This is a genomic window from Geobacter sp. SVR, assembly GCF_016865365.1.
Lineage (GTDB): Bacteria > Desulfobacterota > Desulfuromonadia > Geobacterales > Pseudopelobacteraceae > Pelotalea.
In genome coordinates, this window is record NZ_AP024469.1 from 4,419,717 (window position 1) to 4,441,884 (window position 22,168).

General features: G+C 60.0%; 22 protein-coding genes. 14 read left to right on the plus strand and 8 right to left on the minus strand.

Annotation, left to right across the window (positions count from 1 at the left end; translation table 11 throughout):
* Positions 1–26: 26 nt before the first annotated feature.
* Complete coding sequence (locus GSVR_RS20650) at positions 27–788, plus strand: GPMC system MBL fold metallohydrolase (RefSeq protein ID WP_173195804.1); 762 nt, start codon at positions 27–29, stop codon at positions 786–788.
* Positions 785–1,639, plus strand: a complete 855-nt coding sequence (locus tag GSVR_RS20655) for a carotenoid biosynthesis protein (protein WP_173195806.1) — start codon at positions 785–787, stop codon at positions 1,637–1,639. Before GSVR_RS20650 ends, GSVR_RS20655 begins: the two co-directional genes overlap by 4 nt.
* A 167-nt stretch (positions 1,640–1,806) precedes the next feature.
* Here the strand turns inward: GSVR_RS20655 and hemB are convergent, their stop codons facing one another.
* From hemB to GSVR_RS20675, 4 genes are all read right to left on the minus strand, one after another.
* Positions 1,807–2,781: a porphobilinogen synthase gene (hemB, locus tag GSVR_RS20660; RefSeq protein ID WP_173195808.1), complete on the minus strand. Its 975-nt coding sequence runs from the start codon at positions 2,779–2,781 to the stop codon at positions 1,807–1,809.
* Positions 2,782–2,894: 113 nt separating this feature from the next.
* Positions 2,895–4,154: a nickel-dependent lactate racemase gene (gene larA / locus GSVR_RS20665; protein ID WP_173195810.1), complete on the minus strand. Its 1,260-nt coding sequence runs from the start codon at positions 4,152–4,154 to the stop codon at positions 2,895–2,897.
* Positions 4,155–4,345: 191 nt separating this feature from the next.
* Positions 4,346–4,591: a YtxH domain-containing protein gene (locus tag GSVR_RS20670; RefSeq protein ID WP_173195812.1), complete on the minus strand. Its 246-nt coding sequence runs from the start codon at positions 4,589–4,591 to the stop codon at positions 4,346–4,348.
* Positions 4,592–4,681: 90 nt separating this feature from the next.
* Entirely contained in the window at positions 4,682–7,705 is a 3,024-nt protein-coding gene (locus tag GSVR_RS20675; RefSeq protein ID WP_173195814.1) for an NAD-glutamate dehydrogenase domain-containing protein, read from the minus strand.
* 406 nt (positions 7,706–8,111) lie between these two features.
* On the opposite strand from GSVR_RS20675, the gene cobO reads away from it, so the two are divergent.
* The 12 genes from cobO to GSVR_RS20735 all read left to right on the plus strand — a co-directional run bounded on the left by cobO (position 8,112) and on the right by GSVR_RS20735 (position 17,933).
* Positions 8,112–8,639 (plus strand): cob(I)yrinic acid a,c-diamide adenosyltransferase, encoded by a 528-nt coding sequence (cobO, locus tag GSVR_RS20680; RefSeq protein WP_173195816.1) that lies wholly within the window; start codon positions 8,112–8,114, stop codon positions 8,637–8,639.
* Between the two features lie 101 nt (positions 8,640–8,740).
* Positions 8,741–9,145, plus strand: a complete 405-nt coding sequence (locus tag GSVR_RS20685) for a cobalamin B12-binding domain-containing protein (protein WP_173195818.1) — start codon at positions 8,741–8,743, stop codon at positions 9,143–9,145.
* A 187-nt stretch (positions 9,146–9,332) separates the two neighbouring features.
* Entirely contained in the window at positions 9,333–10,280 is a 948-nt protein-coding gene (gene meaB / locus GSVR_RS20690) for a methylmalonyl Co-A mutase-associated GTPase MeaB (protein WP_173195820.1), read from the plus strand.
* 57 nt (positions 10,281–10,337) lie between these two features.
* Positions 10,338–11,090 (plus strand): cobalt ECF transporter T component CbiQ, encoded by a 753-nt coding sequence (cbiQ, locus tag GSVR_RS20695; RefSeq protein WP_239077401.1) that lies wholly within the window; start codon positions 10,338–10,340, stop codon positions 11,088–11,090.
* Positions 11,091–11,150: 60 nt separating this feature from the next.
* Complete coding sequence (locus GSVR_RS20700; protein ID WP_173195822.1) at positions 11,151–12,002, plus strand: energy-coupling factor ABC transporter ATP-binding protein; 852 nt, start codon at positions 11,151–11,153, stop codon at positions 12,000–12,002.
* 101 nt (positions 12,003–12,103) lie between these two features.
* Positions 12,104–12,499 carry a DUF948 domain-containing protein gene (locus tag GSVR_RS20705; protein ID WP_173195823.1) on the plus strand — a complete coding sequence of 132 codons (396 nt, stop codon included), beginning with the start codon at positions 12,104–12,106 and terminating at the stop codon, positions 12,497–12,499.
* Between the two features lie 2 nt (positions 12,500–12,501).
* Complete coding sequence (locus tag GSVR_RS20710) at positions 12,502–12,813, plus strand: YtxH domain-containing protein (RefSeq protein WP_173195825.1); 312 nt, start codon at positions 12,502–12,504, stop codon at positions 12,811–12,813.
* A 412-nt stretch (positions 12,814–13,225) separates the two neighbouring features.
* Positions 13,226–14,116: a YihY/virulence factor BrkB family protein gene (locus tag GSVR_RS20715; RefSeq protein WP_173195827.1), complete on the plus strand. Its 891-nt coding sequence runs from the start codon at positions 13,226–13,228 to the stop codon at positions 14,114–14,116.
* A 35-nt stretch (positions 14,117–14,151) separates the two neighbouring features.
* Positions 14,152–15,639, plus strand: coding sequence for a transglycosylase SLT domain-containing protein (locus tag GSVR_RS20720; RefSeq protein ID WP_173195829.1), 1,488 nt, complete (start codon positions 14,152–14,154; stop codon positions 15,637–15,639).
* A gap of 74 nt (positions 15,640–15,713) precedes the next feature.
* Positions 15,714–16,448 carry a tetratricopeptide repeat protein gene (locus GSVR_RS20725; RefSeq protein ID WP_173195831.1) on the plus strand — a complete coding sequence of 245 codons (735 nt, stop codon included), beginning with the start codon at positions 15,714–15,716 and terminating at the stop codon, positions 16,446–16,448.
* A 154-nt stretch (positions 16,449–16,602) separates the two neighbouring features.
* Positions 16,603–17,160 carry a nitroreductase family protein gene (locus GSVR_RS20730; RefSeq protein ID WP_173195833.1) on the plus strand — a complete coding sequence of 186 codons (558 nt, stop codon included), beginning with the start codon at positions 16,603–16,605 and terminating at the stop codon, positions 17,158–17,160.
* Positions 17,148–17,933 (plus strand): zinc-dependent peptidase, encoded by a 786-nt coding sequence (locus GSVR_RS20735; RefSeq protein WP_173195835.1) that lies wholly within the window; start codon positions 17,148–17,150, stop codon positions 17,931–17,933. The genes GSVR_RS20730 and GSVR_RS20735 overlap by 13 nt, the downstream gene beginning before the upstream one ends.
* Before the next feature lie 46 nt (positions 17,934–17,979).
* Here GSVR_RS20735 and rocF read toward each other — a convergent pair whose 3' ends face one another.
* From rocF to GSVR_RS20755, 4 genes are all read right to left on the minus strand, one after another.
* Entirely contained in the window at positions 17,980–18,870 is an 891-nt protein-coding gene (gene rocF, locus GSVR_RS20740; protein ID WP_173195837.1) for an arginase, read from the minus strand.
* A gap of 91 nt (positions 18,871–18,961) precedes the next feature.
* Entirely contained in the window at positions 18,962–20,068 is a 1,107-nt protein-coding gene (locus GSVR_RS20745; RefSeq protein WP_173195839.1) for a hypothetical protein, read from the minus strand.
* A gap of 114 nt (positions 20,069–20,182) precedes the next feature.
* Complete coding sequence (locus tag GSVR_RS20750; RefSeq protein WP_173195841.1) at positions 20,183–20,476, minus strand: hypothetical protein; 294 nt, start codon at positions 20,474–20,476, stop codon at positions 20,183–20,185.
* Entirely contained in the window at positions 20,466–22,166 is a 1,701-nt protein-coding gene (locus GSVR_RS20755) for a response regulator (RefSeq protein WP_173195843.1), read from the minus strand. The genes GSVR_RS20750 and GSVR_RS20755 overlap by 11 nt, the downstream gene beginning before the upstream one ends.
* Positions 22,167–22,168 lie beyond the last annotated feature (2 nt).

Sequence of the window (22,168 nt, forward strand, 5' to 3'; positions counted from 1 at the left end):
CCTCCCATGAATCGAAGGAAACAGCCATGAAGGTCACCATACTGGGCAGCGGAACATCGACCGGCGTGCCGATGGTCGGCTGCACATGCCGGGTCTGCTCTTCGGACGATCCCCGAGACAACCGTACGCGGGCTTCGCTCCTGATCAGACACGACAGCCGGACGATCCTGATCGACACGTCAACCGACTTTCGCCGGCAGGCCCTGCGGGAGCGGCTGGCATCCATCGATGCGGTATTGTTCACCCACTCCCATGCCGACCATGTCAATGGCATCGACGACCTGCGCGGCTTTCACTTCGCCCATCGCCGGATCGTCCCCTGTTTCGCATCGAGCACCGCCTCCGAAATCCTGCTGACGGCTTTTCCCTATATCTTCAACGAGATTGAGGGTTCCGGCTATACACCGATCATGCATCTGAACGAAATCAGGGGGCCCTTCGACCTTTTCGGCCTGAACGTCACCCCCATTCCACTGGTGCACGGTCTGACAACAACCATGGGCTACCGCATCGGATCATTCGCCTACTTGACCGACTGCAACGCCATTCCCGCCGCATCGCTGTCCCTGCTGCAGGGGCTCGATGTCCTGGTGATCGACGGGCTTCGCTGGAAGCCTCATCCGTTTCATTTTCACATCGAAGCCGCCATCGCTGCGGCGGAACAGCTGAATCCGCGCCGCACGATTCTTACCCACCTGTCCCATGACGTGCTGCATGCCGACAGTGGTAAATTACCGCAAGGAGTCGAATTCGCCTACGACGGCCTGAAATTCACCAGCATACCATGACCCATTTCCTCGATATCGTCATCGGCACATTCACCATGCGCCCCTATGTATTCGCCTTTTTCGCCGCCTTTCTGCTGATCTGCGTGCCCCACGTCGGCTGGCGGCGAACCCTCACCTTCACGGCTGCCGGCTACCTGATCGCCTTTGCCTCGGAATGGCTCTCGATCAATACCGGCTTCCCCTACGGCTGGTATTACTATATAGAAACCACCCGCCATCAGGAACTGTGGATCGCCGGAGTGCCGTTCTTCGACTCGCTCTCCTACGTTTTCCTGACCTACTGCAGCTATGCCACGGCCTTGTTCATCCTGTCGCCGCTCAAAACCCGGAGGTGGGATCTGGTGACCCTGGAAACCCGCGCCATCCGGCGCTCCCTGTCAGCCCTGATTCTGGGGGCCTGCCTGCAGACCTTCCTGGATATTGTCATCGATCCGGTAGCTCTGCAGGGACGACGCTGGTTTCTGGGGCAGATCTACGGCTACCGCGAGAACGGTCTGCACTTCGGGGTGCCGCTTTCCAACTACTGCGGCTGGCTGCTGACCAGCCTGCTGCTGGTGGGGGCCTTCCAACTGATCGACCGCCGCCGCCAGGCAAAGCCGGCCAGGGGCATCTTCACACTCCCGTTCCGCTCGCTGCTCGGGCCGGTGCTGTACCTGTCGGTGCTGCTCTTCAACTGGGGGGTAACGATCTGGATCGGCGAGTATTTCATGGCCATGACCGGCATCCTGATGTACAGCCTGCCGATTCTGATGGTGATCGTGCTGGCGCTGCGACGGGTCAACCGCTATACCCGTGAGGAGATGGGGGAACATGTTCGCGACTATCCCTGGTCGCCGATCAAATCGGACTGAGGCAGATCAGTCGATCGTGTAGAAGGGGAGATCGTGTTGTGAGGTCACTGCCTGGAAGCCCCGGAATAGGTTTTTCAGGCAGCGGTCAGTGGGCGGGTAAAACTTAAATAGTCATCAACGACAAAGGGGAAGCTGCAGCAGCTTCCCCTTTGTCGTTTTTGTCGCGGCTATTTCTGCAGCCAGTGGGCGATATCCTTGGCATGGTAGGTGATGATGATATCGGCGCCGGCCCGCTTGAAGGCCAGCATGGTCTCCATCACCACACGTTCTTCGTCGATCCAGCCGTTGGCCGCGGCCCCCTTGATCATGCTGTATTCGCCCGACACGTTGTACACCGCCAGGGGCAGGCTGTATTCGTTGCGCAGGTCGCGCACGATGTCCAGATAGGGCAGGCCCGGCTTGACCATGATGATGTCCGCTCCCTCCTCGATATCCTGGGCCGCCTCCCGCAAGGCCTCGAGCCGGTTGGCCGGATCCATCTGGTAGGTGCGGCGGTCGCCGAACTGAGGGGTGGACTCGGCTGCCTCACGGAAGGGGCCGTAATAGCCCGAGGCGTACTTGACGGCATAGCTCATGACCGGAACGGCATCGAAACCATTCTCGTCCAGCGCATCGCGGATGGCTGCCACCCGGCCGTCCATCATGTCCGAGGGAGCCACCATGTCGGCTCCTGCCCTGGCATGGGAGACCGCTTCCTTTGCCAGCAACTCCAGAGTAGCGTCGTTGTCCACATCCCCTTGGACGATCAGGCCGCAATGACCGTGATCGGTATATTCACACAGGCAGACATCGGTGATCACCGCCAGGCCGGGAACCTCGCGCTTGATGGCTCGAATGGTCTCCTGGATGATACCGGTATCCGAGTAGGCATCGCTGCCTACGGCATCCTTGGTTTCAGGGATGCCGAACAGCAGCACGGCCGGAATGCCGAGATCCCTGACCTCTTTGGCTTCTGCCACGATATGCTCGATCGATTGCTGATAGATGCCGGGCATCGAGGAAACTTCTTTCCTGATACCGCTCCCGAAGGCCGAAAACATCGGGTAGATCAGATCGTTGACCGACAGGCTGGTCTCGCGCACCATCCGCCGGAAAATTTCACTGCCGCGGATCCGGCGTGCCCTGTATTGCGGAAAAAACATGACTTCCTCCTCGTGCCGAAACATGAACTGACCGTGAAAGAGTAATGCAAGCGCTGCTCAAAATGCAAGTGCGGAGTGCCCTGGGGGGCAGCAGAAAACCGCCGCAGTTGAAGTCAATCCATCACGACCGGCAGCACGCTGCCCCCTTCCGGCATGACCAGGGCCTGCCAGTCCGCTGGCAGCAGCTCTTCGGCCATGGCCAGCGCCTGTTCCAGCGAAGAGGCCGGCAGCATGCCCATCGCCTCCACCTGGTGTGCCGTAAAGCTGGATACCAGGATGATCCGGAAACGCTGAGCCTTCATCAGCATCGAGAAGGCCGTCTGGCCGTTGATCTCGTAATGGCTCCGCAAGGCGGACTCGAACTCATCCAGCCGCTTGTGACGGAACCAGTTGAAGAAGGTGTCATGGCCGAAGCCGTCGCGGCATTCGGCCAGCAGGATCATCACCCCACCCTCTGCCAGCGCCTGGGAGGCGTATTCCATGGATTTGTGGGCCTGGATCAGGTTGATGTCCTTGGGATGCCCCCCACAGGAGACGATCACCATGTCGGCTTTACGGCGCAGCGGATAGCTGAAACGCTCGCGGTAGAAACGGCACCCCTCGTCGTGGGCTTCACGCCAATGGCCAGCATAGGCGGCAATGATGCGCTTGTCCAACGACAGCACCGTATTGAAAAGCAGATCCGGTTCTGCCATGGCACAGGCCTCCAGCATGGCCTGATGCACGGGATTGCCCTCCAGGCTGCCGGTGGTGGCCAGCGGATTCTTGCCGCTGCCGGGATGGGGATTGAGCACGGCGAAGTGGCTGGACATGCAGGCTTGCCGGCTGGCGATTCCGGGCAATACCGCTTTGCGCCCGCCGCCGAAACCGGCGAAGTAGTGAAAGCCGATCACGCCGGTCAGAATCAGTCGGTCCGCCTCCACGGCGCGGCGGTTGATGCTGACCTCGATGCCGCCGCTGGTCCTGCCGAGGAAGACCAGACCGGCAGGATCGTCGCAATTGTGGTCTGTCACCGCGATACGGCCATACAGCGGCCCCAGGATCTTCCGGTGCTCGTGTTCGGTCTGTGCACGGTGGATGCCGAGGGCGATCAGGATCTGGATATCGCGGTCGGGAATGCCCTGGCGGTTGAGCCGCTCGACCAGCTGCGGCAGATACAATTCGCTGCCGGTGTAGCGGGTAATGTCGGAGGTAACGATGACCACCTTTTCGCCGGGAGAAAAACGGGCCAATTCTTGGCAGGTATCCAGGGCGCGTGCGATGATCTCTTCCGGAGATGTGACGGCAGGGGCCATGGCCGGCTCGATCGTCCCGCCCAGGCGACCAGGGGGAAGATCGAGTTGAAACGAGGTGGAGCCGTATTTGAGGTTCAAGGGCCGTGACCTCCCGAATGATTGCATGGCCGGCAGCAGGGCCGGTTTAGAATTGTACCACGAAGAGCCGACAGTCAAGGGGGCATGAGAGGAAAAACTGTATCGCTTCTCCGCCCTTAAAACGCAAACAGGGATGCGCGGGGTTCAATAACCTCGGGCATCCCTGTCAAGACCGGGTACTTGGTCACTGGTCAGATCCAGGCGTCTCCACCGTCGTAATGGAAATCGCCGGCCGGCGTCTTGGCCGAGGCCTTGAATTTCGCCTCACGGGCCAGGTTGCGAACCTTGCCTGCTGCAGATTCTCCCAGGTCCGAGAGCTTCTCCCGGACTTCCCGGCCCGGCTTGGGGGTCAGGAGCAGGGCGGCGGCACCGGCGATGATCGCACCGGAAACAAAAGCTATGACAGCAGCGGCGGCATTGTCGTTACGGGATGACATGGCAGACTCCTTTTTGGGAACGTGCTGTAAGAATCGGGAAAACGGAACACGAATTTAACACAGCCCGAAGGTGGAATAAAGGCAATTTTTTTACCGGTCCGCCCGCTGTGGCTGGGGTTCGGGACTGTCCCCCGGACGCCTGAAGATGCGCGCCAGGTGCCGCGTTATCATCTCCTCGAAGTCCTCGTCCCGGTTGCCGGTATAGATCAGGGACGAACCGATTTCCGCCGCCAGGATGGCGCACAGATACTTGGTGGGCAGCGTGCTGATGCGTCGTCTGAAGGCCGGCGTCTTCCGGAGCAAAAGCGGCAGATGGTTGATCACCGCCTGGCGGAAAGGCATTTGCAGACAGAGCGCGGGCCGGTTCGAAAAGAATTCGAACAGACGGGTATAGTAGGCGTTGATGTTCTGGCTGATGGTGTCCGAAATCTCGGTATAAAGCTGGGTTCCGCCTGCCTCGCGCCACCGCCGCAGGATCAGCCGCGCCTCATCGGCCGCCCGTTTCTCCAGAATGGACAGCACATCACCGACGTACTCCTCCTTGTGCTCCAGGAACTCCCGCTCCGACAGCAGCAGGTTGGCGATGATCTCGTAGGAGGAGGAGATCACCCCGCACTTGTTGGCCGAAGCGTCGCGCATGATGACCGCTCCGCTCTTCTGGAGCTGCACCCGCGCCTCGGGGGTCAGGAAGGAGTTGGCTCCCTCCACGATCACCCTGGCCGAAGGCTTGCCCTGTTCGTCCAGGAATTGCCGCCAGTTGTGACCTTCAATGGTTTCGGGCCGGCCGCCGGCCGGAATGAAGAGATCGGCCGGCACCGAAAAGACCAGGCTGTTGTACTGGTGGTAGAAATCGTCGATATCCAGCCATTCCTCCACCATGCCTGTCACTGATCGGCTGACCTTGCGGTGGGTCTCCTTGAGCCCCTCCATGCGTCGGCCGGTGCGGTAGATGATGAAGCCTCCGGGATTGAGCCGCTCCGGATCGAAACTGTCCAGGTCGTGCTTCAAAACCATCCGTTCCAGCTCCTGGCGATGGAGGCCGCCGGGATCGTAGACGGCTGCCGTGCCATCCAGAATCAGGCGCACCTGCAACCCGGGGCAGCGGGCCAGCATGATGCGCAGACAGTTGCCGGCCACATCGCCGTTGGGACCTCCGGTCATTTTGAGCGAAAAGGTGTCGCGGTCGATATCGACGCCGAGCGACTCGGCCATGGTGATCCGGGCAAAGGTGACCACGCCGGTGGAGGTGACGCCGTACTCCTTGTGATTGATCCCGACGCGCTTGCTGGACATGATGCCGGTGCCGAGGATATAGCCGCGTCTCCTGGACAGGCTGGCAATCGCCTCGATCATGCTGTCGTGCATGTTCTCGTCCGGACCGATTTCGATCGGTTCGTCGTCGCCATAGTAGTCCACCACCCGCTGATCCCTGGCGCGGCCGTCGGCCGTGACGAAGATGTCCAGGAAGGCATTAGCTATACTATACTGCAACTTGTACAACCTGCAGTTTTCCTCGTCCCCTCCCGCTTCGCTGAGGTCGGAAGCATCCAGCACCAGCGTCAGCTTCGAGCCCCCCTCATAGATATCCTTATTCTTCAGGTGCTGGGTGTTGGCCAGTACGTAGACTTCGCGGAACAGGGTGTTGGCGGCGGTGATGAAGTCATCGGCGCTGCGGGCGATGACCGTGCGCCAGCCGCCACGGGCGATATCCGAAAAGCCGATATGGTAGCCGGCTCCGTAACGGCTGAAAAAGAAAGTCACCCGGAAGGGAAGCGCCTCGGGCAGATCCGCGATGAATTCGGAGCCGAGTTTTCGCAGATAGGCCGGGTCCAGCCGGAAGGCCAGAGCCTGCTTCTCGACCACGAAAAAGTTGGTCTTCAGGCAATGGGTGATCAGCAGCAGACAGCAGCGGTACACCGAACGGCGGATGTCGTCCAGCCAGCGGTGGCCGGTATTGTAGCCTTCGACCGCTTCCTGCGTTTCGGCCAGCATGGCATCGTACAGAGCTTCCCGGTCAGTCAGCTCGGGATTGAAGCGGGCCCTGAACAGGCGGATCAGCAGCTGCCCCATTTCGGGATGGTCGTAGAAGGCGCGCTGGACATCTTCCAGCCCGAAACGGTCGGGCTGGTTGTGGGCCAGGCTGGTGTGGCAGAAAGCGATAAAGGCATTGGTCAGGGCGGCATCCTCGCCGGAAAGCAATCCCGTGGTAACGAAGTCGCGGTAGGCCGGGGATACGGTCGAGACGATCTGGGTGGTGCAGAGCTCGCGTCTCAGGTAGGCGGCCAGGGGGCTGCCGGGGGAAAGATCGGCGCCGGTGCGGCTCTGGACATAGAAAGCCCCCAGGAAATAGGGGTGGATGCCGTTGGAAATGGTCTGGCAATAGGCCCGGCGGATACCGATTTCCAGGCGGTTGAAAACCTCCAGTACCTGTCTCAGGAACTCCTCCTGCGGCGGGTTGCCCACGGCGAACAGCACCCGGATCTCCGGGCGCCCCTCCCGGACCACCTCGGCGATATCCAGGAACAATCCGCCGGCCTCGTTGCTCCGTTCGAACAGCCACAGCAGGTAGGCGGTCCGCGAGGGGGGAGACATACGAACGTAATTCTGATTGTTGAGCCAGAAGATCTTCAGCAGCCGATCGAATTTTTTCAGGTCAAAACCGGGGAATGACGTCCGCAGCTCGGATCTGATCCTGCCTGCCAGTGCAGAAGGTATGTCGATCGGCCGGTTCAGGTCGATTTCGTGGTTCTGGCGGCGGTCGAATTCGAAACGCTGCACCTCCAGTTCCTCCTCCATGTCCGGCATGGAGGAAAAGGAGTGGGAGAACATGGCGTAGGATATCTCCCGCTCCCCGATCCGGCGCAGAGTATCGTAGAGGGTGCCGCGCCGGCTGACGCAGGCCACTACCAGCAGTTTCGCACGGTCCACCAGGATCACGCGCTGATTGATGCGCAAGCGGGGCATGTCTCTGGCCAGCCAGGCCAGCGCATCCTGCTCGTCGGCCATGGCTTCGAAGAAGAAGGGACTCATGTTCTGTTGGAGCCAGGCTGCGGTTTCTACGGCTCTGGCGCTTTCCGCCCGGGCGGAGCGCCTGATGACGGCGGGCAGGTTCATGGGACCTCCTGATTCGGTAATGTGGTGCATCTGCATAGCAAAAGAGGCAGCGCCGTAATTATTGCACCTGACGCACTGCAAGGCAACAGATAGATGGTGTATAATGCCATCTGAAGCGGGTCAACTTTCGGGCGCGCCGCAGCCCAGGCGGTTTTAGTCCGGCTAAAGGTTTGCTTGACCGGGCCATGAAAAATTTGCTATAAACTCGCTGTTTTATTTCCTTGTAATCGCAAACGCCGCTATGGCCCCCGCTTGCCGGCCCGCCTGCCGCTCGCAATGCTTCTCCAGTACCAGTTCTGCAGGATTTTACGGGCCTGTGACAGGCCCTTCATTGTTCGCAAACCCTGTTTTCAGTGTAACGTGCGGTCCGGAGGGAGCGCAGCCCCCCTGGTCCGGGAGAATAGCAATGAGCTTGGAACGCGGATGCATACAGGTATACACCGGTAACGGCAAGGGCAAGACCACCGCCTCGCTTGGCCTGGCGGTACGCGCGGTCGGACGCGGTCTGCGCGCCTGCGTCTTCCAGTTCATCAAGGGGGGCGGCCCCTATGGAGAGCACCTGATTGCCGAAAAACTGGGACCGCTCTTCACGATCATCCAGTCCGGCCGGCCGGGCTGGGTCAACAAAAGCGACATCAGCGAAGACCGCCGTATCGCACAGGAAGCCCTGGAGCGGGTCACCCGTTTGCTGGTCTCCGGCGACTATGACCTGGTGATTATGGACGAAATTCTGGGAGCCATCGGGTTCGGCCTGATCGATACGGAGCAGGTACTGGAGCTGATGCGCCAGAAGCCGCCAACGGTGGAGCTGGTATTGACCGGCCGCAACGCACCCGAGGAGATAATCGCCGCCGCCGACCTGGTGACCGAGATGCGGGAGATAAAGCATTACTACAAGGCGGGGGTGCCGGCCAGAACCGGCATTGAAATGTAATCCGGCGATACGTTTTTCATTGCTGCGGGCCGGGCATATCCTCTGCACCGGCAACTGTACAAAACCATAGAGGTTATTCCATCCCTTGGAGGTAATTGACAATGGCTGAGAGAACTTTACGCGTCCTGGTCGGCAAGCCGGGGCTTGACGGACATGACCGGGGGGCAAAGATCATTGCCCGCGCTTTCCGCGACGCCGGCTTCGAAGTGATCTACACCGGTCTGCACCAGACTCCGGAACAGATCGTTTCCAGCGCGATTCAGGAGGATGTGGACTGCATCGGCCTGTCGATCCTGTCCGGCGCCCACAACACCCTTCTACCCCGCGTCTGCCAGTTGCTGAAGGAAAAACAGGCCGACGACATCAAGGTATTCGGCGGCGGCGTGATTCCCGAGGACGACATCCCGGGGCTGAAGCAGGCCGGCATCAGCGAGGTCTTCACTCCCGGCACCTCCACCGACGACATCGTCAAGTGGATCGGAACCAATATCAAACCCCGCGCCTGACCTGCCCTGCCTGCCAAGCGTTTCCTGAATCCGAATCCGCAACTCTCTCCGCAAAACTGTACCGCGAAAAGACTCCGACAGGAATCTTTTCCGAGCGGCAGCATCAGGATTCAGGGAACACTCCGGCAACCGGCCGATCGACCTGTCGGGGCCCCATGCGCGGCCCTGGCGTATCCGAGGAACTCCCATGTCTCTTTCCGAAAAGGTCCTGAAGGGCGACATCCGCTCCGCGGCACGCCTGATGCGGGATATCGACGATGCCCGCCCCTCCGCAATCGACGACCTGAAAAAACTCTACGCCCGCACCGGCAATGCCTATCTGATCGGCATTACCGGACCTCCCGGCGCCGGTAAGTCCACCCTGGTCGACCAGTTGACCGCCTCTTTCCGCAGCAGAGGCAAAAAGGTGGGTGTGGTGGCCATCGATCCCACCAGTCCTTTTACCGGCGGCGCGATCCTGGGCGACCGGATCCGCATGAACCGGCACGCCACCGACGATGGTGTTTTCATTCGCAGTCTGGCAACCCGGGGAGCCCTCGGCGGCATTTCCCGCTCGACATCGGATGTGGCCCTCGTCATGGACGCCCTTGGCATGGATGTCGTGATCATCGAAACCGTCGGGGTGGGACAGGATGAGGTCGATATCGTCAAGGCCGCCCACACCACCTGCGTGGTGATGGTGCCGGGCCTGGGAGACGACATTCAGGCCATCAAAGCCGGCATCCTGGAAATTGGCGATGTGTTCGTGGTGAACAAGGCCGATCGGGAGGGTGCGGACCGCACCGCCCGGGAGCTTTCTAACATGCTGGACATGCGCCCGGTGCTCGAGGGGGGCTGGAAGCCACAGGTGCTGAAGACCGAGGCCCAGCGCAGTGCGGGCATCGACGAACTGGTGGGAGAAATGCTGGCCCATCGCGATTTTTTGTTCTGCAGCGGCCGGATCTCCAACTTCCTGCGGGAACGTAACAAACGGCACTTCATTGACATCCTGCGGGACAGCCTCTATAAACAAGCCATGGAGTACATCGAGCGGAACGGAACGCTCGACAAGGTGCTTGACGATATCGCATCCGCTGCCATCGACCCGTATTCCGCGGTGGAGGATGTAGTTGCAGGCATGCTGAAAAGGGGATAGCATTTCCTCCGGCGCACCTGCCGCTCCTCCGGCGACCGACACTGCCCCGGGATCCCCGTGAGACATCTTCTTCATCACCATAACCATGCGGCAACAGCCATTGATCCGCGCATCCGCCTCCTGGCGGCCGGACTGCTGCTCGCGTTGGTGGTCAGTTCCGGCAGCAGCACGTTTCCCTGGCTGGTGGCGGCATTGTGCCTACCGGCCGCCGTATGCCTCGGCATGCCGCTGCGCGTGCTGTGCCTGCGTCTTGTGCATCCCCTCTTTATCGCGGCGGTCATTCTGGCACTGAAGGTATTCATCGGCAGCGGCCCCTCCAGCGTCTTTTTCAGGTCCGGCTGGTTCACGCTGATGATGCACCGTGAAGGGCTGCACGAAGGGCTGCTTGCCGTTTCGAGAATTCTCGGAGCGGTTTCCGTGGCGGTTCTGTTCAGCCAGGCGACGACCTTCACCGAGACCATGGCCGCCCTGGCCTGGCTGCGGGTGCCGCGCAGCCTGGTGGAGGTCTCCCTCTTTGCCTGGCGGACGCTGTTCATGCTTTACGATGATGCGGGGGTGGTCTACATGGCACAGAAAAATCGCCTGGGCTACTGCGGCCTGCGCCGTGGCCTGCGTTCTTTCGGCGCCCTGGCCGGCATGCTGACCATCCGCGCTTTCGACGGCAGCCACGCCATGACGGTTGCCATGACCCAGCGTGGTTACGATGGAAACCTGCCGCTGCTGCGCAGCGCACCCCCCAGCATGTTCCAGATCGCCGGACTGGTCCTCTTTGCACTGACCGCAGCCATTGCCTGGAAATTGCAAAACTAGCCGGAAACCGTTCACAACAACCAGCTCGAAGGCTCTTTTTCCTCTTTAGGATCGACTCACATGACACGCCCCCGCCTCTCAGCCCGCATCAATTCCTACCGGTATCCCGACGGTACCGTTGCCCTGTCCGATATCAGCCTGGATCTTCGGCAGGGGGAGTTCTGCGGCATCCTCGGCTCCAACGGCTCCGGGAAAACCACACTGTTGAAGATCCTGGACGGAATCGTCAGGGAATTCTCCGGCTCGGTTCTGCTGGATGGAGCCGATATAGGGCGGCTCTCACCGCGCGAGATCTACGGCAAGGTCGGACTCGTGTTTCAGAATCCGGATGACCAGCTTTTCGCGCACTCGGTCTTTGAGGATGTCGCCTTCGGACCACGCAATATGGGCTTCGGCGAAGCCGAGGTGGCCCGCCGGGTGGGCCAGGCGCTGGAGGCGGTCGAGATGGCCGATCTGGCTGCCAAGGATATCCACAACCTCAGTTACGGACAGAAGAAACGCATCTGCATCGCGGGGCTGCTTGCCATGGGGCACGAGATCCTGCTGCTGGACGAGCCGACCGCCGGTCTCGACCCAATGGGCGAGTACCGTATGATGGAGTTCCTGACCCACTTGAATCGTGAAACAGGGGTGACCATCCTGATGGCCACTCACAGCGTGGACCTGGTACCGGTCTTTCTCAGCCGGCTGCATATTCTCAGCCGCGGCAGGCTGGTGCGGAGCGGCACGCCGGAGGAGGTCTTCAATGCGGCCGGGGATCTCGAAAGCGTCAAGCTGCGCCTGCCCTACATCGCCGAATTGATCCATCGCCTGAAGACCGGCGACGATCTGCCGTTCAAACGGCTCCCGCTTACTGTCGGCGAAGCCCGTCGTGAGATTCTGGAGGCCTTTGGCAGGGGGGACAAGCCGTGACGGAGGCCAAGCCACAAGGTTAATTCGATTGAATTTTCTAACCGATGTAACTATACTTGATGGGACATGAATGCCCATAGCCACGTCGATTGGAGAATAAAATGACCGTTGCAGGTATTGCCCTGATCATTATTGCCGCAGCGATAGGAATCCTGGTCCTGATGCTGATTCCGACCCTGCTGACGCTCAAGCGTGCAGCTGCTTCGGTGGGCTCGCTGGCCGACATGGTCCAGCAGGAACTGCGCCCGACGCTGCAGGAGCTGCCCCTTGTACTGGCCGAACTCAAAGCCGTCGGCGGCGGTGTGGCTGAACATACCGAAGATGTCAAATGCTTCATGTCCGCCTTGGGGGCCACCGGTGAGAATCTGCACAGCATCAACCGTTCGGTCGGAGTGGTAACCAGTGTGCTGCACAGCACGTCTGCCTGGGCCACCGGAGCCAAAGTGGCGGGAAAATACATACTTGAGCGTTATCTCAAGAAAAGGGGAGGAAGGTAACCATGTCCGAAGAGAAAGGAATCTGTGCCGGTACGGTACTGTTGTCATTTTTGGCCGGAGCTGCCGCAGGCGCTGGGCTGGCGCTGCTGTACGCTCCCAAAAGCGGGTCCGAAATGAGGGAAACCATCGCGGATCTGGCCGAGGATGCGGTCGACAAGATCAAGGAGTACACCCGCGAAGCCCAGGAAAAAATAAAGACAGCCATTGAGGACGGTAAGGAAACCATTGTCGAAAAGAAATCCATTCTGGCATCGGCCATCGAGGCGGGCCGCGATGCGATGCAGAAGGAAAAGGAACGTTCCGCCGGGGTGTAAAACATTACGGTGAACTTCCGGCGTATTGAAGCCCACATCTTTGTGGGCTTTTTACGTTACGCGCCGCACGCCATCTATCGATTATGCAGCAACGACATCCATTTACAGCGTTATGCCGATTGAGCTACCATTAAGTAAAAGGGGGGAGAAAGCAGAGAGGTAATGCATATGTTCACCCTGGCACTCGCCATTCTGGCAGGATTGTCCATCGCAGCCGCAGCCGCACTGGCAGCCGAGATTGTCGCCTACAAACGGCATCTCAGGCACCACTGATGCACTCCCTTCCCGAAGCGGAAGGTCACGCTTCTCGGGGCGCGGCATATGGCGCGGGCAGTACAACTGCGGACATCTGTTCTTCTGTTAATCTCCAACTGCACTTCGGTCTGCCGCCGAACGTCTCTTGAGGTGTGGCATGTCATTTGCGGAACAGCACACAATAGTCGCAGCAATCCGGAAATTGCTGCAAAAGTTTCGCGACGACCGCTGCACGACGTATGCAGCGGCCCTTTCGTTTTCAAGCATGCTCTCCATCGTGCCGTTCCTGGCGATCATGTTTGCCATTCTGAAGGCGCTGGAAGTTCACACTACACTGGCTTCGGTCATTCTCTCCAATGTTTCGGCCGGGTCCCAGCAGATCATCACCCGAATCCTGCATTACGTCAACAATACCCGGGTGGGTTCGCTGGGGGCGGTCGGTGTGGTGATGCTGCTCCTCTCGGTTCTGGCCACGCTCGATACGGTCGAGGAAGCCTTCAACCAGATCTGCGGACTTGAGCGGGGCAAGCGCTACCATCACAAGCTGCGGGACTACCTGATCGTCATTTTCGGCACGCCGCTGCTGATCGGCGTGGCCGTTGCGGTCACCACCGGTCTCCAGCACCAGAGCGTGGTGCAGTGGTTCTTCCATCTGCCGGTCTTCGGCCGCATGCTGCTGGCGCTCTTCCGCCTGACTCCCTACCTGAGCGTCTGGATAGCCCTGGTGTGCCTGTACCTGTTCATTCCGAACACCAAGGTGAGGCTGCGCCACGCGCTGACTGCCGGGCTGGTGGCGGGCACTGCCTGCCAACTGGCCCAGTGGGCTTTCATCCACTTCCAGATCGGGCTTTCCCGTTCCAATGCTATCTATGGCACGCTGTCGCTGCTGCCGGTCTTCATGATCTGGATCTATACCGGCTGGCTGGTCGTACTGGCAGGCATGCAACTCATCTGTCACCTGCAATCGGAAGCCGCTCCCCGGCAACCGGTACTTGACGATGGCAAAACCCCGCAAGGACCTGTTCCGCAAGGAATTACCCGCGATTGACATTCCCCCCGATCTTCTTTATAATTTGACGACTTATGCCTGCCAAGTCATTACTTACATCGCTCATCGTTCCGGCTGCCTTGCTCCTGTGCGTCGTGCCGGTGAGAGCGGTCGAGCCGACCCAGGCGCTGCTCGGCGAACTGACCCGTCCGACTGCCCCGATGCAGGCGCAAACACCGGAGCTGGTTGCCCTGGACGATCCCCAGGGAGAGGAGGAACAGTCCGCCGGCATTTCGGACTTTTTCACCCTCGAGGAACTCAAGGGTAAACCCGGCCAGAGTGGCGACCTGATGTTGCCCGATCTCGATCTGCCGCTGTCCGATATCCCTCTGACACTCAACAACAAGGTCGAATACTTTCTCTATTACTTCCAGACCAAAGGCAAACCTTCCTTTTCACGCTGGCTTTCCCGCTCCTCCCGTTACATCCCGATGATGAAGGAGATCCTCAAACGCCAGGGCATGCCCGAAGATCTGGTGTACGTGGCCATGATCGAAAGCGGCTTTCATCTACATGCCCGCTCGTGGGCCAATGCCGTCGGTCCCTGGCAGTTCGTCTCCGATACGGGGCGGCGTTATTCCCTGCGGATAGACCAATGGGTGGATGAGCGCAAAGACCCGGTCAAGGCGACCAGCGCGGCCGCGCTCTATCTGAAGGAACTCTACGAGATGTTCAACGGCGACTGGTATCTGGCCGCTGCCGGCTACAACGCCGGTGAAAACAAAATTCTGCGCGCCATCGGCATGTACAATACCAGCGATTTCTGGGAGATCTCCCGCGGTTCCTACCTTAAGCGAGAAACCAAGGAATACGTGCCCAAGCTGCTGGCTGCCGCCATCATCGCCAAGGAACCGGCACGCTACGGCTTCTCCGATATCGCCTATCTGCCGCCGATCGAGTTCGAAACCGTTACCATCCCCACCCGGACCGACCTGGAACTGGTGGCGAAACTGGCGGGCACCACCTATGATGCCATCCGTGATCTCAATCCCGATCTGCGTCACTGGTGCACGCCGCCCAATTATCCCGATTATCAGCTGAAACTGCCCAAGGGGACCAGACAGCGCTTCGAAACGGAATATGGCAAGGTGCCTGCCGAGCAGCGCTTTAGCGAAAAAACGCTGTACACCCGTTATCAGGCCCGCAAGAAGGACTCCCTGAAATCCGTTGCCCGCCGGTTCGGTATCACCCCTGAGACCCTGTCGGAACTGAACGGGCTCTCCAAGAAGAGCCGTATTGCCGGCAGGTCACTGATCGTTCCGGTCAAGCAGACCGTCGATTTCGGCCACGAAGGGCGGTCAGCGGGCTCGAAGTCGGGCAAGGGAACCTTTGCCAAGTACTATGTCGTCAAGAAAGGCGACACACTTGCTTCCCTTTCCAAGCAGTTCAACGTTTCCACCAAACTTCTCTCGGCCTGGAACAACCTGAAGGGCAAGATCGCCCTCAAGCCGGGCCGCCGCATCATCATTGCCCGTTTCACCGAAAAAAACGGGCAGATGGTCCCTGCCGGTTCCAGGAGCTGAAAACCCGCCGGACATGACTGCCGTGATCGCTTACTCGCTCAAATAGCCAATGACCCCCATGAAAGGATGCATCGATGTATAATCTGCTTATTTCCGCAGGAGCAGCCGTGGCCGTGCTGCTGATCCTGATCTTCGGCTTCAAGCTCGTCTGGTGGGGCTCGCTGCTGATCGCCCTGGCAGTGTTTGCCGGTATCTTCCTGCTCTTTTCGCGCATCATCATGAAGAAGGTAATGGCTGCCATGGAGACTGCCGGCAAGGACCTCCAGGGACAACGTTTCGAAAAGGCGATCCGGGACCTGAAAGATGCCCTGCAGTATGGCAAATGGCAGATCTATGTCGAAGGACAGCTCCACTCCCAGATCGGCATGATCTACTACATGAAGCGGGACTTCTCGAATGCCTTTCCCCACCTGGAGAAATCATTCTTCAAAAACTGGGTTGCCATGGCAATGCTGGCCATCTGCTACATGAAACGCCAGAAAAAGGACAAGATGATCGCCACCTTCGATAAGGCGGTACAATGGAGTCCGAAGGAGTCGCTCCTCTGGAATCTCTATGCCTATTGTCTGCTGGAAAACGGCGAGCAGACCAAGGCCAAGGAGACCCTCGAAAAAGGGCTCAAGAAACTGCCCGGCGACGAACACATCAAGGAAAATCTCGAGAACCTCGGTCAGGGGAAGAAGATGAAGATGCGCGCCTACGGCGACATGTGGTTCCAGTTCCACCTGGAAAGCGTGTCAGCCCTGCAGAAACACCAGATGGCCTCCATGGGGGGACGCATGCAGCGTCGCATGGTGGTCAGGAAGTAAAAGTTTCCGCATATGCAGCAGGTGAAAAGCCGTCCCAGCGACGGCTTTTCCTTTTGGAGCAGCGGCTTTTCCCTGTGCCCGTGCCGGGAGAGTGTGCTAAAATTAGTGTGGCACAGGGGTTTCGGCGATCAGGGATAACGTCAAGGAGCCACATATGGAAACCTTGGAGGCGATCAGGACCAGACATAGTGTCCGCAGTTTTTCCGAGCGGCTGGTAGAGCCGGAAAAACTCCGGGCCGTACTGGAGGCTGCGCGATGCGCCCCTTCCTGGGCCAATCTGCAATGCTGCCGCTTCGTGGTGGTGCGCGATCCTGCCGTGAAACGCAGGATCAGTGAACTATCCTCCGTGGATACCTTCTTTGCAGCCAAGGGGTATAAGACCAATCCCTCCCAGATGGCCCTGGCCGAGGCGCCGGTGGTGATCGTGATCTGCGCCCTGCCCAACCTGTCCGGGGACATGCGCCACCAGCAGTTCTATATGACGGACGCGGGACTGGCAGCCCAGAATCTGATGCTGGCAGCCCACGACCTGGGACTGGGCAGCGTGTTCGTCAGTATCTTCGAAGACCAGCCCCTGGCCGAGATGCTGGGCATTCCCGCTTATGTCAGCATTGTCGGCCTGCTTCCGCTGGGATACCCGCAGGAGGAACCGGCGGCTCCACCGCGCAAACCACTCGACGAACTGGTCTTCAACGAGAGGTGGCAAAGCTGAAGTCCCTGTTCTCATTCTTCGAGCGCCGTTCAAAAGGGCGGGATGCCGACGGTTTCCCTGATGCATGGCTGGATACCCTGGCAGAGCTGCCCCTGTGGCATCGCCTGCCGGAGGCCGACCAAAAGGAACTGCAGGGGCATGTACTGGCGTTCCTGGAGAAAAAACGGGTTGAAGGCGCCAACGGCATGGTGGTGGACGATGCGGTGCGTGTCACCATTGCAGCGCAGGCCTGCCTCTTGCTTCTGCACCGCAGCACCGGATACTTCCCCGCGATTTCCTCGATTGTCGTCTATCCCGGCGAGTATGTCGCCTGCTGGCAGGAAACGGACGAAAGCGGCATCGTGACCGAAAGCGAGGACTGCCGCTCCGGGGAGTTTGCCGGAAACGGCGCTCTGGTGCTGTCGTGGGAGGATGTGGGGCTGGCAGGGGTGGATGACGAGGGCTCCTACAATGTCATCATCCATGAATTCGCCCACCTGCTGGACGAGGAATATCGGCTCAGCAGTTCAACAGGCACCGGGGAAAACGGTCGCGGGTCTTCCCCGTGGGAGGTCATCTTCGAGCACGAATATCATCGGCTGCAGCATGCCGCTGCCCACTGCAGGCCATCCCTCTTCGATCATTACGGAGCCGAGAATCCGGCCGAGTTTTTCGCCGTACTGACCGAAACCTTCTTCGAAAACCCCTGCCCCTTCAAACTGCGCCATCCCGAGCTGTACGCCGCCATGGAGGAGCTCTTTCGACAGGACCCGGCCAGTTGGCCGGGATGGTAGAACTCTCCCCTACTCTGTTGTTCCCAACTCGCCGCTCTACGGTACATTAACGAATGCGCTTGCCAAAGGCCGAGGCCGCCAGCTCGACCGCCAGGGAAGCGGTCTGGTTGTAGCGATCGAGGATCGGGTTGATTTCCACGATGTCCATTGACGAAAGCCTGCCGCAATCGGCGATGATCTCCATCATCAATTGCCCCTCCCGGTAGGTCAATCCCCCCGGCGACGTGGTTCCGACACCGGGTGCCGCCTGAGGATCGAGCACATCCATATCCAGGCTCACATGCAGCCGGGCCCTGTACTCCAGCCGCTCGACCGCTTCGCGGGTAACGGCACTGATACCCCGTTCGTCGATTTCGCGCATGGTGTAGATCGTGATGCCGCTCTTCCGCAACCGCTCCCGCTCCTCCGGATCGAGGTCGCGAATGCCGATCATGATGACCTCCCCGGGTCTGAGCGTGGGGCCGGGGCGTCCAATACCCACCAGTTCGGGATAGCCCTCTCCCAGGAGCACCGCCAGGGTCATGCCGTGAGTATTACCGCTGATGGTAGTTTCAGGGGTGTTGAAATCGCCGTGGGCGTCGATCCAGATTACTCCCGCCGGTTCCTGATGGCTTATCCCGCCGATGCTGCCGATGGCCAGGGAGTGGTCGCCACCGACGAAGAGCGGTATGCAGCCATCCTCCAGTGCCCGGCGCCCCGCCTCATAGGCATCCGCACAGACCCGGCTGACGGAGGGGAGGTAATGCTTGTCCCGCTCGTCCGCCAGGGTCTCGCGCACCGGCACCGCCAGGTTGCCGGCATCCTCGACCGTATACCCCAATGCGGAAAGATGCGCCGCCAGTCCGGCATGGCGGATCGCCGCAGGCCCCATGTCAACCCCGCGCTTATCCTGCCCCAGGTCGATCGGCACGCCGATGATGCGGATTGTCCTGCTCATGCAGCCTCTCCTTTCCGGGCGGAAACGGTTCACCCGACACACGTGATCGCGACATCCAGGCCCCTGCGCCCCATCTTCAAGGTCTCAGTCACTACGATATCGCAGCTCCAGGGCGAAGATTATGCCAGAGATTCACCACAAAATCCTGGGCATTGGTAAGGATCGCCCGGGCCTGTGCCGAACCGCGGTTGGCCAGCTTGTCGGCGCTGAATTCCGACATATCCACAATGTAGAAGAACACCGGGCGCACCGAGCCGTCCGCCATGATCCGATAACTGGGCACCATGTTGCCGAAGGCAATGGCATGCAGCTGGGTGGCCAGCGCAATGACCGTAGTGGCCCGGCGGGCATGCTCCCGCATGGCATCCTGGGCTTGGCGGACATCGGTGATCACCTCCGGCAGCGGTCCGTCGTCGCGGATGGAACCTGCCAGCACATAGGGAACGCCGCAGCGTTCGCAGGCGTAGATGATGCCGTCCGAAAGCTCCAGCTCGGCAATGGTCCGGCGGATCGAGCCGCGCAGGCGCACCTCGTTGATCACGTCCAGATGGTTGCAATGTCCGAAGGGCTGGAGGGCCTGGGTATAGATATCCTGTCCGAGGCCGGTCCGGAAACGGGCCGCCTCCAGGTCATGAGTGGCCAGGGCATTGCCAGCCAGCAGGGCCTGGCAATAGCCGCTCTCTATCAGTCCCTGCATCGCCTGCCGGCTGTCCTTGTCAAAGGCCACCGCAGGGCCCACGACCCAGACGATGTACCCCTCCTCGCGGTCATGGCGCAGGATGCGGTATAGTTCGTCGTAGGATCGGGAAAAGGGGGTCTCGCGCGTGCCGCGGGTGCGGAAGGCGAACTTTTCGGCCTCGTCACAGGCACGGTCGCCGAAGCCGTCGCAGTATACCAGGATGCCCTCTTCGCCATTCTCGCTGCGTCCGAGCACCACCTGATCCCCTTTTTTCACCCGGCGCTGCTCGACCACCTCCACACCCTCACCCTTCAGTACCAGCAGGGCATCCATGCGGCTTTCAGGCGCCAGCACCCAGCGTCCTCCCCCCAGGTGCACATATTCGGGATGATTGGAAGTGGCGTGAAAGCCGCTCGGGGCCACGCCATCTGCCGGAGCTGGTCCGCTCCGCACTGCCGGCGCGGCGGCCAGATGCGGGGCACTGAAATCGGGGGGTTGGAATGCGGGAATCGGGATCATGACAGTCCTCCCTGGTAAGAATCCATAGTTCCATTAACCTCTTACCACGGTATTTTGTCAATCATGCGGCAGGGAACATACTGCGGGAACCGACCGGGCCAGCGGCGGCTGGCATCACGTCATGCGCGCATTGAAAGCTTTCACCAGGTTCAGCTCGTCCAGCAGCTCATAGAGCCTTTGGTCGCCGATCGCAATCGACAACTGGATCTTGTCGTGGTGGACCAGCTTCATCAAATTCCCGATCACCGTTGATGTCATCGAAAAGGAATCGGGGATCTGCAGATGCAGGCTCCTGCCTCCTGCATTGCACAGTGTACCGATGGCCTCCTTGATCTGGATGCTGTCTTCGATGGACTTGATGTTGCCGGTAATGGTCAGTTCCGTGCTGCCGGTGCGCTCAATCTGCATGATGACTGTCTCCTTCGATGGTTTTCAAAATTGTCAGGCAGCCTCCCGGGCCGGCAGCGAAGAAGCCGTCGCTGTAGCGGCTGATCATGCGGAGGCCGCGGCCGCTGACCCCATTGACGGCGGGCGTGCTGAAGAAATCCGCCGGCAGGCCGGGACCGCTGTCCCGCACCTCCAGGATCAGAAGTGGTGACGCCGCTCCCCGCCACAGCGAGAGCGACAGTTCGATGCTGCTGTCAGGGGCCGCGCTCCGCCCTTTCAGCAGGTCGTCATACTCTCCCGCCAGGATGGCCTTGCTTTTTTCTTCCCTGCCGATTTCGAGACAGCCGTGCTCAAAGGCATTGATCAGCGCCTCGGTCAGGAGCAGTTCCAACTCGTCGCGGTCCCTGTCGTTCAGCATCACCTCCAGGGCCAGCCGGTCGAGCGCCTTGACGGCCGTCTCGGCCAGGGCGCCAAGAGCGAGCGCCGGTTTGCAGGCCCATTGCCAGGAAACCGGCAGGTCGAGCCGGCGCACATGCAGCATGGTCCGGTCGTCATTCTTTTCCTCCGGCGAAATCCGGCCCAGGAATCTTCGCTGGAGGGCTGCCAGCGTCGGGGATTCACGAAAATCGTCCTGCATGTGCTCACGGTATAAACAATGTGCATCGGCCGCAGCATCGGTGACCCCGTCGGTCACCATCAGCAGATCCGCCACCCTGGCCAGGGAAAGCCTGGTTATTGAGGTCTCTCCGCTGTACCGGCACAGGGGGGGATTGGCACTGCGAACATGGTGCACGGAACCGTCCAGTTCCCGCACCAGCAGAGGGGGCAGCGCAAAGAGGGCCGCCTCGATCTCGGATGCCTTCAGATCCATCAGGAGCAGACCGCAGGAAATCACCTCGTCATCCAGCAGCATTTCCGAGACATACCTCATGAACATGTCCAGTATCTTGCCGAAAACGAGGCCGCAGCACTGAAACAGGTGTTCGACGACGAAATTGCAGAATGAGGTGGCCAGCAGGGTGGTCAGGGAGGCGGAAAGGCCGGAGCCCATCGAATCGATGAGAAAGACGAGCACCCTGCCGTCGGGAAGGTACCGTACGCTGTAACCGTCGCCGCACATGATATCCCGGGGGGTATGAGCCACCTCCACACCCCAGCGGACGTTGTCGGGGGCGGAGATGGCCAGGTGGCGCAGGTCATGGCGCACCACGTGGAGCTCCTTGCGGAGTGCGGCTTCCTGCTGCATCGAGTTGTAACGGTCGCGATACCGCAGCAACTCGATCTCCTGCTGGCGGTGCCGCTCCAACAACAGGTCGTCGGCGATCTTCAGGACAACGTCATCAAGAGCTTGCAACAGCAGTTCGGCTTTATAGGGTTTGGGGACGAAACGTGCAATCCCGAGGTTTATCGCTTCCACCATCATCTGGTGATCAATGTTGCCGGTCATCAGAATAATCGGCGTTCTGCGGTCGCTTTCCCGGATTCTCCGGACCATTTCCAGACCGGAAAAACCGGGCATATTCTGGTCCGTCAGCACGATATCCGGCCTGCACTCGCTGAAACGCCACAGACCTTCGAAACCGTCGCCGGCCACAACCATGTTCTTGAAATGTTCGGAAAGCTGCATTACGGCCAGTTTTCGGCAGAACTCGTTGTCCTCTACCAGCAGGAGAGTCAGTTCGGAGGATTGTGGCGGCAGGGCAACGGACATGG